9 protein-coding genes and 1 pseudogene are annotated in these 14,794 nt (G+C 43.9%); all 10 read right to left on the bottom strand.

Features of this window, described 5'->3' with window-relative positions; translation table 11 throughout:
* Nucleotides 1-235: 235 nt before the first annotated feature.
* Nucleotides 236-2,698, bottom strand: a complete 2,463-nt coding sequence (locus tag QZ735_RS00955) for a glycoside hydrolase family 95 protein (RefSeq protein ID WP_294243345.1) — start codon at nucleotides 2,696-2,698, stop codon at nucleotides 236-238.
* A 121-nt stretch (nucleotides 2,699-2,819) separates the two neighbouring features.
* The gene (locus QZ735_RS00950) at nucleotides 2,820-4,091 is read right to left on the bottom strand and encodes an MFS transporter (RefSeq protein WP_294243343.1); all 1,272 of its coding nucleotides are present in this window, start codon (nucleotides 4,089-4,091) and stop codon (nucleotides 2,820-2,822) included.
* Nucleotides 4,092-4,730, bottom strand: a complete 639-nt coding sequence (locus QZ735_RS00945) for a bifunctional 4-hydroxy-2-oxoglutarate aldolase/2-dehydro-3-deoxy-phosphogluconate aldolase (protein ID WP_294243341.1) — start codon at nucleotides 4,728-4,730, stop codon at nucleotides 4,092-4,094.
* Nucleotides 4,727-5,725 (bottom strand): sugar kinase, encoded by a 999-nt coding sequence (locus QZ735_RS00940; RefSeq protein ID WP_294243337.1) that lies wholly within the window; start codon nucleotides 5,723-5,725, stop codon nucleotides 4,727-4,729. Before QZ735_RS00940 ends, QZ735_RS00945 begins: the two co-directional genes overlap by 4 nt.
* 174 nt (nucleotides 5,726-5,899) lie before the next feature.
* Nucleotides 5,900-7,324 carry a glucuronate isomerase gene (gene uxaC / locus QZ735_RS00935; protein ID WP_294243336.1) on the bottom strand — a complete coding sequence of 475 codons (1,425 nt, stop codon included), beginning with the start codon at nucleotides 7,322-7,324 and terminating at the stop codon, nucleotides 5,900-5,902.
* A 110-nt stretch (nucleotides 7,325-7,434) separates the two neighbouring features.
* Nucleotides 7,435-8,250: an SDR family oxidoreductase gene (locus tag QZ735_RS00930; RefSeq protein ID WP_294243335.1), complete on the bottom strand. Its 816-nt coding sequence runs from the start codon at nucleotides 8,248-8,250 to the stop codon at nucleotides 7,435-7,437.
* Nucleotides 8,251-8,344: 94 nt separating this feature from the next.
* Nucleotides 8,345-9,550, bottom strand: coding sequence for a mannonate dehydratase (gene uxuA / locus QZ735_RS00925; protein WP_294243334.1), 1,206 nt, complete (start codon nucleotides 9,548-9,550; stop codon nucleotides 8,345-8,347).
* Between the two features lie 60 nt (nucleotides 9,551-9,610).
* Nucleotides 9,611-11,554 (bottom strand): RagB/SusD family nutrient uptake outer membrane protein, encoded by a 1,944-nt coding sequence (locus QZ735_RS00920; protein WP_294243333.1) that lies wholly within the window; start codon nucleotides 11,552-11,554, stop codon nucleotides 9,611-9,613.
* Between the two features lie 11 nt (nucleotides 11,555-11,565).
* Nucleotides 11,566-14,460 (bottom strand): SusC/RagA family TonB-linked outer membrane protein, encoded by a 2,895-nt coding sequence (locus QZ735_RS00915; RefSeq protein ID WP_294243331.1) that lies wholly within the window; start codon nucleotides 14,458-14,460, stop codon nucleotides 11,566-11,568.
* A gap of 103 nt (nucleotides 14,461-14,563) precedes the next feature.
* Nucleotides 14,564-14,794, bottom strand: a pseudogene (locus QZ735_RS00910) (xylose isomerase); the annotation flags it as partial.

Below are 14,794 nucleotides of genomic sequence, written 5' to 3'. Positions count from 1 at the left end.
CTTAAGAACGCTGCTGCCGTCAGCAGGGTGAATTTGTTCTTTAAAAAATTCGGATTCATGGGTCTCTTTTTCATATGTAAATTTCTTAATTTTTTTTCTGTTATATTTAATAGGATTTTATCCTATTCTATATTAAGCCGTCCCTTTGGGACTTCGATTATTATCATTTTAAATTTAGCTAGAGCTAATTCCTGCATTTATCTTTTGTGAATGATCTAAAGCCCGTTCCTATTGGTTATTTCATTTTTAATTTATAAATTTTTCCGGCTTCCGTCGGGAAATCATAAATCTCCTGGTTTTTCATTTCAACAGGATTCAGTTTTGCATCTTTTGAGATCAACGGTGTTTTTATTTCCGGCGTTTCAAAAAAGGGGTTCGGATTTTTGCCTTCCGCTTTTTTAAGTTTTGTTTTTCCTTTTAATTCCATTTCGTCCGGAATCCTGATTCTGCAATTTCCCCCTAATGCTGATTGTATGGTAATTTCTTTAGTTTTATGATTTTCCCAGACGATGCTCACTTCAAATCCGCCATAGGTTTTCAGTCCGGAGATGTCGCCGTTTTTCCATTCGTCGGGAAGTGCCGGAAGAATGTCGATGAAACCGTTCTGCGTCTGCAGCAGCATTTCGGTGATTCCCGAGGTACAGCCGAAGTTTCCGTCGATCTGGAACGGCGGATGGGCATCGAACAGATTCGGGTAGGTTCCGCCTTTGCTTCCCCAGCCGTCTTTTTCTACCAGGGTCAGTTGGTCTTTGATTAATTTATTGGCATGGTTTCCATCCAGCAATTTGGCCCAGAGATTGACTTTCCAGCCCATCGACCAGCCTGTGGAAACATCGCCTCGATGAAGGAGAACTGTTTTGGCTGCGTCTGTCAGTTCCGGTGCGGTGAAGGGATTGATCTGGTTGGAAGGAAACAAACCATACAGATGCGACACATGCCTGTGGTTGTCTGCCGGGTTATCCCAATCGCCCATCCATTCCTGCAGTTGTCCGTATCTTCCGATCTGCATCAGCGGTAATTTTGAAATGATGGTATTCCAAACCGGAATTTTATCTGAGTCGAGATTAAGAATTTCTGCTGCTTTTTTAGTTTTGGTGAACAGATCAAACATCAACTGGTTATCCATGGTGTTGCCTGCGGCTAAAGCACTGCCCTGATGTCCCTGCGGAATATTTTCAGGAGACATCGATGGGCTCACAACCAGCCAATGGTGCGTAGGTTCTTCTATCAGAAAATCTTCATAGAATTGAGCGGCAGATTTCAGAACCGGATAGACCGATCTGAGGTAATTCAGATCCCCGCTGTACAGGTATTTGTCCCACAGGTGCTGGGAAAGCCAGGCTCCGCCCATCGGCCACATGCCGGCATTGGCAAAGTCTACCACCCCGGTGATTCTCCAGATATCGGTGTTGTGGTGAGCGACCCAGCCAGGGCTGTTGTACATTAATTTTGCGGTTTCTTTTCCGGATTCACTTAGGTCTTTGACCATCCTAATCAGCGGTTCATGCATTTCCGGCAGACTGGTTTTTTCCGCCGGCCAGTAATTCATTTCCGTGTTGATGTTGATGGTGTATTTGCTGTCCCAGGCCGGTTTGTTGGAATTGTTCCAGATACCCTGGAGATTGGCAGGCTGACCGCCCGGCTGTGACGAGGAAATTAAAAGATAGCGTCCGAATTGGTAATATAATGAAATGAGCTCCGGATCGTTGGTGGTTGCAAAATTTTTAACCCTGATATCGGTCGGATTTTTTGCTGCTTCCGAAGTGCCTACATTGAAATCTACTCTTTTGAAATATTTCTGATAGGACGCCAGGTGATTTTTAAATAAGCTTGTAAAAGATTTATTTTGTGCGGCTTCGATGTATTTTTTACTTTTTGAAACTTCGTCTGCCTGTAAGGTTTTGTAATCTGTAAAATTGGTGGCGATCGAAATGAGGACCAATACTTCATCTGCATCAGTTACTGAAATTCCGTTTCCTGAAGCCTGCGTTTTTCCGCCTTTGTTGATGAATTTTGCCAGTGCATTGAATTTCACTCGACCCTGAACACCATCCAATGTAGATGATAAACCATCCATCTGTAAAGTATTGGCATCAATGGCCTTCACGTTCTTTTTAAGTTCACCATTGAAGTGAGCCGTAAAGTTGAGTGCTTTTTTTCGGTCTGAACTCAGTTTAATAACCATAACATGATCCGGAACGGACGCGAAAACTTCTCTTTTAAATGTAATTCCGTTTGAAGTAAATATTGTGGTGGCAACAGCTTTTTCGATATCTAATTCCCGGTAATAATTTTTAACCTCTTTAAAGTCATTAAAATCAAGGGTAAGATCGCCGATATTCTGATAAGCTGAACCGTGAAGGCTTTTTGCCGTTAGTCCCTGGTCTGAAAGAATCTGTGCCCGCTTGTAATTTCCGTTGAATAAATAATACCGGATAGAATCCAGAACTTTCGGCCCGTCCGGGTTATCATTCCGGGAAGGACCGCCGGACCAGAAAGTGCTTTCATTGAGCTGAAGCTTTTCTTTGGAGGGATCGCCATAAACCATTGCCGCAAGCCTTCCGTTTCCGACAGGCAATGCTTCCACCCACTGCTTGGCAGGCTTGTCATACCAAAGCTTGTTTTTCCCTCCTTTCTGGGCAGGGGAAAATACGCTTATGAATAGACAGAAGGTGAAAAGGCAAGGTGTAAAATTCATTACTTTAAATATTCAGTTTTACTGTTGTTATTCCCTGAAAATTATTCTTTCTCACTTGTGTTTTTGCTCCTGCCATATCGTTTATGGCTGTGACCGCACGATCATGATCCCATTCCTGCCGTCACTCTTTCTTCCGGTTGATCAGCCGGATGATTCCCCAGGCTGCCACGTAGGAGACCCCGGCGATAAAGAAGATAATGTTGTATCCGCCATTGATGTTGCCGGCTTTTTTGAAGGTATCCAGCACGATCCCGATGAATAACGGGAAAATAATTCCGGCAGCTGAACCCAGCATTCCTCCGAAACCGATTACGGAACTAACATAATTATTAGGCAGTTTATCACCTACCGTAGTCATCAGGTTGGCTCCCCAGCCCTGGTGCGCTGCAGTAGCAAAAGCAATAATAATGGTAATCAGCCACATATTGTCAACATATTTTGAGAACATTACCGGCACAACCATCAGGGCAAACAGAAGCATGGTAAGGCTTCTTGCTTTTTTGATGTCCCAGCCTTTTCTGATCAGCATGGAGGAAAGGTATCCGCCTCCGATGCTCCCAATGGTCGTCCCGCTGTATATAATGATCAGTGGAACGGAAGGTTTTGTCAGGTCCATTTTAAATACATCGGCAAAATAGGCCGGCAGCCAGAACATAAAGAAGTACCAGATGGGATCGGTCATGATTTTTCCGATGGCAAAAGACCAGGTCACTCTGTATTTCAGGATTTCGGACAGGGGAACTTTTGACTGTTCCTCGGTCTTTCCGTCCTGGTCGCTTTTGATGTACTGCAGTTCTTCAGGACTCAGGTTTCTTGTTTTTTCCGGTATCCTGTAGAATCTCCACCAGAGGATAATCCACAGCAGTCCCAGGGCACCGATCCAGACAAAAGTCTGCCTCCAGCCGTAATGGCCTAAGATGAACGGTACCAGAAGCGGCGCAAGAATAGCGCCCACGGTAGCTCCGGAATTGAAAATTCCGGTTGCCAGCGCCCGCTCTTTTTTCGGGAACCATTCGGCGACGGATTTGATGGCTGCCGGGAAATTTCCGGCCTCACTGATTCCCAATGCACTTCTGGCCACTAAAAACCCGACAGTGCTTTTCACAAAACCGTGTCCGATGGAAGCAAGACTCCATACAATCAGTGAAACCGCATACCCGATCTTGGTTCCCACCCTGTCGATAAACCTGCCCATTGCCAGATAACCGACTGCATAGGTAGCAGTAAAAGCCATGACAATATAACTGTAATCTTTTTCATCCCAGCTGAATTCTTTTTCAAGAACGGGCTTCAGCAGTCCCATCACCTGGCGGTCCAGGTAATTGATGGTGGTGGCTAGGAAGACCAGGGACAGCATGAACCACCGGATATTTTGGTTTTTTGGAGCCTGCATTTAATTGTCGTTAAGTTGATGTAACAAATCCTTTACTTTTTCCGTAAGCTGTTCCGCAGTCTGATCTTCCCCGATCAGAGCGCTTCCCAATCCTACTGCAACGGCACCGCCTTTCAGCCATCCGCTGATATCATCAGCGTCCGCATGTACCCCGCCGGTCGGCATAAAGTTCATTCCCGGAAATACCGGCCTGATGGATTTAATATAATTTTTCCCCAGTGCATCGGCCGGAAATATTTTTACCATCATCAGTCCTTTCTGAAAAGCAATGTTGACATCAGAAGGCGTGAAGCAGCCCGGAATCAGCAGCACATTTTTCTTTATCGCATGATTCACCAGGTCCTCACTGATGACCGGTGTGATGATGAAATCCGCATTGGCATCAGCATATCTGTCAAGTTCTTCTGTATTTTTTACGGTTCCGATCCCCAAAAGAAGTTCCGGAAATTCAACCGTTGAAATCTCTTTCAGCTGAGTGAAATTTTCAAGTGCCTGAATACCCCGGTTGGTATATTCTATAACCCGGATCCCGCCTTCATAAAGCGCTTTTACCCTATTTTTTGAGGTTTCAAAAGACTCATGGTAAAATAACGGAACGATTTTCTGGTTTTTGATCTGCTGAATTACTGAATGGCTCATAATTGTTCGATATTGATGGTTTCGTTAATGGTATCGCCTTCCACGAAGAGCTTCCGGAAAGCGACTTTTGTAGCATCTTCCAAAATCTGCTGTGCAGGATTGCCTTTGATGATTCCGTGGATCAGTGCCGCCATAAAAGAATCGCCGCTGCCGACCCTTTCTTTTACTTTTTCCGAATGATACGATCCGGATACCAGAAGCTCGCGGTCCGTATACAGGGTGGCATAATAATTCACTTCTTCCCCTTGGGTAAAACGGAAGGTGTTGGCTACCATCTTTACATCCGGATAAGCTTTCTGTATTTCACGTGCCGACTGCCCGGCCTGTTTCAGCAGGTTTTTATCATCGAAAGTTCCGTCCAGCTCAAAAGTGACGGGAATTTCCAGAAACTGCTGGATGGACCAGATATTACCCATCAGCACATTCACATAAGGCATGAGCCGGAGAATTCTTTCTGAGGGATTGCGGTCCTGCCAGAGCGCAGCACGGTAATTGAGATCCAGGGAAACGCTGATGTTCCTGGCAGCCGCTTCTTTCATCAGTTCCAGGCATTTGAGATAAGCTTTCTCACTCAGTGCCGGTGTGATGGTGCTGATGTGCAGCCACCGGACATCCCTGAATACCTCATCCGGGCTGAATGATGAAAATTCCGATGCTGTAAATACGGAAGGAGAACGGTCGTAGATGACCTGGGCATGCTGCATATCGCCATCGGAAGACAGGTAAAATGTTCCGATCCGGCCTGTGCTTTTTTCAGCCAGGATTTCTATTTTTTTTCGCTGAAGCTGAGCTTCCAGCTGTTTCCCGACAAAGTTTTCAGGCAATGCCGACAGCAGCTTTACCGGATGGTTCCACTGGGCCAGTGCCGAAGCCACATTGTACTCGGCACCGCCCACAAAGATCTTCAGAGACTGTTCGCCAAGCCAGTTTCCCCCGGCATCCGGAGCGAAGTGGAGAAGCAGTTCCCCGAAACATAGTATTTTTCCTGAATCCATCGTTCTTATTTTTATCAGCCTTCCCGGTTTATGCACCGTAAAAACTGTTCTTTTCAATTAACTTTTTACTTTCGTTATTGGCAGGAGCCTGGCCTACAGGCTCCTGCGCGATAACTTCTTTCATTAGATTTATTTCAATCCCTGTTAAGGTTTTTAACCTTAACAGGGATAGCCTTAACAGGGGAAAGGGAAATAGTTTTTGGTATTGTAATAACAGATATCCCGGATGATTTTCCCCACCCATTCTTCATCATTGGGAAGCAGACCCCTTTCCATTTCGGAGCCGAACATATTGCACAGCAGCCTCCTGAAATACTCATGTCTTGAGAAGGACAAGAAGCTTCGTGAGTCCGTCAGCATTCCTATGAAAGTGCTGATCAGGCCTAAGTTGGAAACAGCATTCATCTGTTTTTCCATGCCATCGAGCTGATCCAGGAACCACCAGGCTGCCCCGAACTGTACTTTTCCTTTTATTCCTTCTTCATTAAAGTTTCCGGCCATAGTGGCCAGCACTTCATTCAGGGTAGGATTAAGCGTATAGATAATGGTTTTTGCCAGTTGGTCACGCGTATTCAGTTCATCAAACATCACGCTCATACGCTGGGCAAAATAGGATTCGCCGATGGCATCGTATCCTGTATTTATTCCGATTCCCTGTAACATCCTTGAATTGTTGTTCCGCGTAGCTCCTATATGGAACTGCTGTACCCAGCCCTTGGCCGCATACATCCGGCAAAGTTCCTTCAAAAGGTAACCGGATAATGCCTCAGTATAGGTAAATGTTTTGCGGCTGCCGTTCAGGAACTCCGTAAATTCATGGTCCATACCCGTGTTCCATTGCTCCGTATCAGGGAAAAACTCAAAGCCATGGTCTGAAATGCGGGCTCCGTTATCGTGGAAATAATGGATCCTTGACTGTAAGGCTTCGAGAAGATCAGAAGCCGACCGGATGGTCAGCCCGCTGGCAGTTTCCAGTTTCTGAATGTTTTTACGGTAAGCGTCTGCATCCGTAAAAGCAATATAAGCATCCGGCCTGAATGCCGGGAATACACCGGTTGTGAAACCCGATGCCTTGAGGGCCCGGTGGAATTCCAGGCTGTCTGACGGATCGTCTGTAGTACACAGGGCTTCTACTTTAAAATGCTGAAGCAATTGCTGCGGACGGAACGGGTCCGACTGAAGGGCATCGTTCATTTTCGAATATACTTCTGCCGAGTTTTTCCCGGAGAGGTAGTCTGTGATCCCGAAAGGGTTTTTGAGTTCAAGGTGGGTCCAGTGAAATAAAGGGTTCCGGAGCGTGTAAGGAACCACTTCCGCCCATTTACTGAATTTTTCTTCATCGGTTGCATTTCCGGAAATGAATCTTTCTTCAATCCCGAAATTCCGCATTGCCCGCCATTTGTAATGGTCGCCATCCAGCCAGATGGCAGCCGGCGACCGGAAGTTTTTATTTTCGGCAATGATATCCGGTTCCAGGTGATTGTGGTAATCAATCACCGGCAGGTCCTTCACATATCCGAAATACAGATTTTCCGCCTTTGCCGATTCCAGCAGAAACGATTCCCCGAAAACTTCTTTATTCTGATAAGACTGAGTCATGATCCTGTGAGGTAAATTTTTAAATGATCTTTAACGATCTGTTTTTAAAAACAGGACCTTAAGATGCTTAAGATCCTGTCATCTAAATATGAAGAAGATTAACTTTTTTATTAAACGCCGCTGAAAGCGCTGAAGCCTCCGTCAACAGGCAGCAGGGCGCCGGTAATGAAACTCGCGGCATCCGAACACAGGAACTGTACGGCTCCGTTGAGCTCTTCTACATCGCCGAAACGGGCCATCGGTGTTTTTGCAATCACTTTTTTGCTCCTGTCGGTTAATGAGCCGTCAGGGTTCAGCAGAATGGCACGGTTCTGATCGCCGATAAAGAACCCCGGTGCTACGGCGTTCACCCGGATTTTGTCGCCGAATTTCAGGGCAACGTCTGAAGCCAGCCATTGCGTAAAATTCGTAATTGCGGATTTGGCCGCCGAATAACCGGCTACCCTTGTAATAGCCGAATACGCTGCCATGGAAGAAACATTCACGATGCTTCCGCTTCCCTGCTGCGCCATCACTTTCCCGAAGACATAGCTTGGATAAACGGTCCCGTTGATGTTCAGGTCGGTCACTTCATTCCAGCCTTCCATGTTCATATCGAAAAACGACTGATCCGGAGACAGGGTTGCAGAAGGGATATTCCCGCCGGCAATATTCAGGAGGATATCGATACTTCCGTATTTTTCAGTGATTCTTTCCGCTGCTTTTTCAAGGCTTTCAACGTTCATGACATTGGCTTCAACGGCAAAGGCTTCCCCTCCATTCACTGTCAGTTCCGCTACCCGGCTGTCCAGGGTTTCCTGATTTCTTCCTAATGCCACTACTCTGGCCCCGGCTTCGATGAAGCTTTTTGCCAGACTGCCTCCCAAAACACCGGAAGCTCCGGTGATGACAGCCACTTTATCCTTTATGCTGAATAGGTCGTTCATTGTTTATGATTGATAAATGATGATTGATGAATGATTTTCACAGGTTTGTTTATCCCTGTCTGCTTCTGTTAAATTCTTAAAAACACTGTTCTTGCTAAAGGTTTTTGGCCATTCCGTTCCGTACGGCAGCCATTACGCCTTCGATCTGCCCCAGGGCCAGCATCCTGCCTAAGAAGGAATAGCCCGGATTGTATCCTTTATCGATATCATCGGTCAAAAGCCTTCCATGGTCAATTCTCATCGGAAGTTCAGGATTCTCTTTTTCAAAGACACGCACTACGTCGATAAGCCTTCCGCGCCCGCCCAGATGATGGGCTTCGATAAAATCTCCGTTCTCGAAAACATTGGTGCTTCTGAGATGGACGAATTTGGTACGGTGGGCAAATTTCTGAGCCAGTGCCGGAACGTCATTCTGCAGATTGGCACTTAAGGATCCTGCACAGAAGGTAAGTCCGTTGTGAGGATTATCCACTGCCTTCAGGAACCATTCAATATCCTCTTCATTGGTTACGATCCTTGGGAGGCCTAACAATGAATACGGCGGATCGTCCGGATGAACGCACATCTGGATGTTCCATTCTTCACAGACCGGCATTATTTTCCCGAGGAAATACTTCATGTTTTCCCGGAGTTTATCTTTGTCTATTCCTTTGTATAAAGCCAGCAGGTTATTGAATTTCTCTACCGGGTTCAGCTCGCCTTCTTTAATGTTTCCGTTGACGAACCCCTGTGTTTTTACGATCACGGAATCAATCAGGTCATTGTTGTCTTCTTCGGTAAGGGTATTTTTCAGCTCTTCTGCTTTCTGCAGGATTTCCGGGGAATAATCGTTTTCAGCCCCTTCCCTTTTCAGGATATGGATTTCAAAATAGGCGAATCTGGCCTTGTCGAAATACAGCGATGAAGAACCGTCTTCCCATTCATGGAAGAGATCGGTCCTTGCCCAGTCCAGCACCGGCATAAAGTTGTAGCAAACGGTAGTTACTCCGGCTTTTCCCAGATTTTCCAGACTCTGAATATAGTTTTCTATTAAAGAGTCCCGGTCTTCCCCTGCGTACTTGATCGCTTCGCTTACGGGAAGGCTTTCCACGACGGACCAGCGAAGACCGTGACTTTCTATATACTGTTTATATTCCTGAATGGCATCCAGTGGCCATACCTGACCGTTCGGTACGTCGTGAAGCGCGGATACAATGCCCTCCACCCCGATCTGCCGCAGCATATTCAGCTGTATTTTATCTTTTTTACCAAACCATCTCCATGTTTTTTCCATAATCGTCGTCTCTAAAGTTTTTATCATTAAAACAAAGCAGGTGTCTGAGACACCTACTTTGTCCTGATATGAATGTAATGTGTTTAATTAATAGCCAGGGTTCTGGTATTTGGCCTTAACATCCGCTGGAACCTGCATAGCATCTAACTGTCCTTGAGGAATCGGCCGTAAATAATGGAAAGGTTGTATCGTTCTGTTCACGGTCTGAGGAGTATGGTTTCCATAGGATGAGCCTCCAATTTGGTAAGTAGCAGAATAGTCTACCCATTTCTGTGTACGAACTAAATCATACCACCTGTAGAATTCTCCGTAATATTCCCTGGATCTTTCGGCAAGGATATAGTCGATTGTAATTGTTGCCGGTGTTGCTGCAATCATTGCAGCACTGTTATCTGCAACATATGCTGTATTCTGGGCATTATTGAATTTCCATTTTCCAGCTCTTGCACGGATTACATTAATCAGATCTCTTGCACTCATGGTTCCAGAGGCTCCTTTTACTGCGGCTTCTGCTGCAATGAAATAAAATTCTGAAAATTTAGCTACATTAAAAGGGCGTGTAAGACCGGCATTCGGATAGCCCAAGCCGTTCGGATCATCGGTACGGTATGTTCCAATTTTCCATAATCCCGGATATACAATCCTGCTGATTCCATTGGGTGCAATTACCCAATCTGCTCTTCCTGGTAAACTTCCGGCTCCTACTCCGTTCTGCCCGGCTCCCGAAGGATAGGCAGGGGTCTGAGTATCATCATTCAGGAAAGATAAAATAGCTCCGCCCGGTGATACAGGCAAATTATTTGCATTGTATAAAACAGCATTTGTAACCCCTCCTTTATTCCAGTTTCCTCTGTATGTTGTTACAAAAGTACCATCGTATCTTGAATCATTGGTTTTATCAGCGAAGGTATTTTTAATCACTCCGATAGGTGGAGCCATACGTACCCAAGGGCGGCCTAGAGACTGTGCAGCTTCACGTTGTACCGAGCTTACTGTATTAGTATACGAAGTTGCGGAAGTACTTGTTCTTATAGCTGTATAATTCCAGGTCTGCATCCAGGCTGCAAAATTATCAGGTGCCCATCCAGATCCGAATCCTACAGGATCACTCTCATTATAGAAAGTACTTGACTGTGTATGGTCTGCATAGAGCATACATTCATTATTCCGGTCGTTGGATCCGACGTTTACATCATAATAAGTTGGCTGTAATCCATAAGGTCCAGGATTTGTAATTCCTGCCATCGCAAGATCATAAGCCTGCTGGAAGTAAAACTGAGCGTTATGACCATCTGGATCAGTACGCGGTGTTTCAGGATACGTAGGAATATTATTTGGATTCTGCAGCCACCATCCATAAGTAAGATATGCTTTCGCTAAAAACAATCGAGCAACGTTCTTCGTTAAACCTCCGGTTACACGTGGATTTGTAGGAAGATTATCAATAGCCTTTTTAAGATCTGGAATAATGGCTCTAGTATATACTTCAGGGACAGTATTTCTTTCAGAAGTAGTCACAGGATCCGTGTTGAACATAAGTTCACCCGAACCCAGATTCAATGGAACTCCACCATAAGTCTGTACTAACATAAAATAGTCAAAGGCTCTGAAAAATCTGGCCTCTGAAATCAAAGCTTCTGAAACATTAAATGCCGGTCCTCTTTGTATAACCGCATTTGCCGTATTAATGTTGGGGAAAGCAGCGCTCCAAACCATACTTGTTGGAAATGTAGCGGGATTAATATTTCCGTTACCGGACATATCAAGCTCCCTGAAATTTCCGTCAGCACTCTGAGCAAACGTCGATTCATCCGTACCATTCTGGCAGTTGCTCATGAAATATCCGTTACCATACAGAAGCCTTAAGTGTCTATACATTGATGGAAGACTTGCATTTATACCATCTGCAGTATTCATATAATCTACTGTATAAAGTGATCTTGGCTGCTCGTCCAAAATTTCATTACAACCAGTAAATGTCAAGGATAGAAAAACAGCTCCAATGATCAGTTTTTTATTTAATTTTATCATGACTCTGTATTTTAAAAAGTTAAGTTTATGCCTAATAGATAATTTCTGCTGGAAGGATTATTCGTTCCAATGATTAACTGACGTGACTGATATCCACTAACTGCCTGATTTTGATTTCCTAATGAATTAGGTTCAGGATCCATGCCGGAGAATTTGTGATACGGCGAGAATAATACTACTGGGTTGGTTACTGTACAGTAAATCCTCATTGAAGTGATCTTGAGATTATCCATTAATGCCTTATCAAAATTATATCCTAATGTTATAGTCCGAAGTTTTACGTAAGAAGCGTCAAACATTGCTAAAGTTGAAGAATATTTCGGGTTGTCTCCACTTAAATGCCTTCCGGGTCTTGGGAAATAAGCTCCTGTATTCTCCTCAGTCCAATAATCCACATCCACGTTGTTTCCTCTACCGGTCAATCGGTTCAGATAACTTGCCGATCCATATAACGAACTGATAAGAATTCCGCCATGCTGAAAAGCTCCCACTGTACTCAGATCAAAATTCTTGTATGCAAATCTCATATTGAAACCGCCCTGAAATTTTGGAGTGGTATCAAAGATCTGCCTGTCTGAGGCATTAATTGCTCTTACAGGAGTACCATCTGCGTTATATCCTCCTGTATATAGTACTTTAATTGATCCTACTACATCAGCTGCAGTTCCAGGTTCCAGAATATTCTGATAAGGATCTCCTGCCTGCCATAAGCCTATATACTGATAATCATAAATAGCGTTTATGTTATGACCAACAAACCAGTTGTTTCCTTCATCTCGGGTTGTTCCTGAAGCCAGTGAAAGAATTTGATTTCTATTGGTATAAAAATTGACCCCGGCATCCCAAGAGAAACCATCCGGATTACTGAAAATCACTCCGTTCAATGCTACTTCAAATCCCTTATTCTCTGTTTCAGCAACGTTTTCTGTAACTCTGTTTAAGCCTGAAGATATTGGTAATATTTTTGACGTTAATAGTTTAACTGTGTTGGTTTTATAATACTCTACACTACCGTTCAATCTATTGTTAAATAAACCAAAGTCGATTCCGTAATTCTGAGTTCTGGAAAATTCCCAGCTCAAATTAGGATTTGGAGCTTCTGTAACGTATACTCCTGTAGTATTGGTAGTGCCAAAATTATATGGAGTAACACCTAACCTACCTAAAGTGGAATATGGAGTGACAGCCTGATTGGATGTCTGTCCCCAACCCGCTCTTAATTTTAGCAGATTGATGGCTTTAACATTCTGCATAAATGATTCATTGGTTACATTCCATCCTAATGATAATGCAGGATAAGTATGCCATTTGTTACCCGGTGCCAGCCTCGATGATCCGTCAGCACGTATGGTTGCAGTTAACATGTACTTGTTGTCATACGTATACATTGCCCTTCCCATTGCTGATAAAAGACCAAACTGTGTATATTGCTGATCTCCCGGCTGTACCAAAATATCTGCCTGTGGCGACTGACCCAAATTATAATACTGAAAAAAATCAGCAGGCACATTACGTGCACTCATATAAGTACTAATATACCTGTTATTTTCAGCAGAATACAATCCAACTGCATTAATTTTATGCTTACCGAAAGTGCGGTCATAAGTTAACAAGTTTTCGATTAACCAGTGGTAAGTCTGATTATTTCCTCTTCCTGCGTTGGAAGGTCCAGCAGGGTTGGTATTAAAAACTCCAACTCCTGCATAGTTTCCACTGTTTGAAGTGCGGTAATCCAAACCGATGTTTAGTTTATACTTAAGACCATTTAAAGGTAAAGTCAGCTCTCCATACATATTATTATAGGAAGAAAAAGCTTTTGATTCATCAACGTACTTGTCTCCTAAACTTTCTATTCTTTGCCTTGTATAGATCCATGTTTGATCAATACCTCCGGCAGTAGTCATAATAGATTTTAAGCTTCCGTCTGGATTATACGGATTTGCTAACGGAGAATAGCCTAATACTGCTCCTGGGTTTAGTCCGTTAGCTTCAGATTCCACATAATTGGTGTTGGTAGTGAAGCCGACTTTTAATCTTTTACCCAATTGCTGATCCACAGCCATTCTCAATGCAAACCTTTCATAATTTTGCAAAGGAATTAATGCATCTTGTTTGAAATAAGATAATCCCACATTATAGTTACCGCCTTCTGTACCTCCTGAAACACCTATATCATGGCTGGTGATCATGGCAGGTTTATAATACAGATCCTGCCAATCCGTATTAGTAGTAAGACTTTCATCGCCATTTGTATTATATAAAGGAGTTGTACTTCCGGCAGGAATGGCATAAGCTCTTAGCCTTGCGAAAGTAGGTCCATCCATCATCGGATATTTTGAAAACAAAGTCTGTACTCCCGTAAAAGAATTATAACTAAATCTTGCCTTTTGGCCTTTACTTCCTCTGTTCGTTGTTACTATAATAACACCATTTGCTCCTCTTGAACCATAAATGGCCGTTGCGGATGCATCTTTTAAGATGTCTATACTTTTAATATCGGAAGAACTGATATCACCAAGAGATCCGGCAAAAGGTACACCATCTAATACTACCAAAGGATCATTATCACCACTTAAAGACCTCACACCACGAATCCTGATCTGCATTGAAGCTCCTGGCTTTGTAGAAGTCTGCGTAATATCAACACCAGCAGCTCTGCCTTGTAATGCCTGCGTAATATTGGCAGAGGGCACTTCTCGTAAGGCATCACCCTTTACCTGTACTACTGATCCTGTTACCGCTTCTTTCCGTTGGGTACCATATCCGATGACAATTACTTCCTCTATTTTTTTCTCTTTCGCAGCCGTATCTCTCTTTACCTGAGCATACGCCATTGCGGAAGGTAATAAGGCCATGGCAAAGAAGAGGGCCGCCTTATTGGTTTTAGCAAAATAAAATCGGTTCATAATTATTATTTTTAAAAATTAGGGTTGAAATAAAAAGGCTGCCCGTACGTAGTGTCAGTCGATGGAAAAAATTCCTTAGTGTTTAGCAGCCTTTTTACTTTTTTTAAATGTACATATTCACAATAGCCTCAAACAATTCCTGTTTTCCGCTTTTTGGCTGAGGTTCCCCGATTTCATGTGCTATTCTCTGAAGGTCCTCCAAAGTAAGAGCCCCTTCTTCAAATGCCTTCCCGTTTCCGTTGTCAAAAGAAGCATAGCGGTCTGTTCTTAATTTTTTATAATCTGAGTGTTCCAGGATATCGGCCGCTGCCAGCAATCCTTTCGCAAAAACATC

This window comes from uncultured Chryseobacterium sp., from assembly GCF_913776365.1.
Taxonomy (GTDB): Bacteria; Bacteroidota; Bacteroidia; order Flavobacteriales; family Weeksellaceae; genus Chryseobacterium.
The sequence above is the reverse complement of the archived record's forward strand: the minus strand, read 5'-3'. Positions and strand labels throughout refer to the sequence as shown.

Coding starts and splice junctions, on each gene's coding strand:
- QZ735_RS00955 (WP_294243345.1), bottom strand. CDS start 2,698: ATGAATTTTACACCTTGCCTTTTCACCTTCTGTCTATTCATAAGCGTA.
- QZ735_RS00950 (WP_294243343.1), bottom strand. CDS start 4,091: ATGCAGGCTCCAAAAAACCAAAATATCCGGTGGTTCATGCTGTCCCTG.
- QZ735_RS00945 (WP_294243341.1), bottom strand. CDS start 4,730: ATGAGCCATTCAGTAATTCAGCAGATCAAAAACCAGAAAATCGTTCCG.
- QZ735_RS00940 (WP_294243337.1), bottom strand. CDS start 5,725: ATGGATTCAGGAAAAATACTATGTTTCGGGGAACTGCTTCTCCACTTC.
- uxaC (WP_294243336.1), bottom strand. CDS start 7,324: ATGACTCAGTCTTATCAGAATAAAGAAGTTTTCGGGGAATCGTTTCTG.
- QZ735_RS00930 (WP_294243335.1), bottom strand. CDS start 8,250: ATGAACGACCTATTCAGCATAAAGGATAAAGTGGCTGTCATCACCGGA.
- uxuA (WP_294243334.1), bottom strand. CDS start 9,550: ATGATAAAAACTTTAGAGACGACGATTATGGAAAAAACATGGAGATGG.
- QZ735_RS00920 (WP_294243333.1), bottom strand. CDS start 11,554: ATGATAAAATTAAATAAAAAACTGATCATTGGAGCTGTTTTTCTATCC.
- QZ735_RS00915 (WP_294243331.1), bottom strand. CDS start 14,460: ATGAACCGATTTTATTTTGCTAAAACCAATAAGGCGGCCCTCTTCTTT.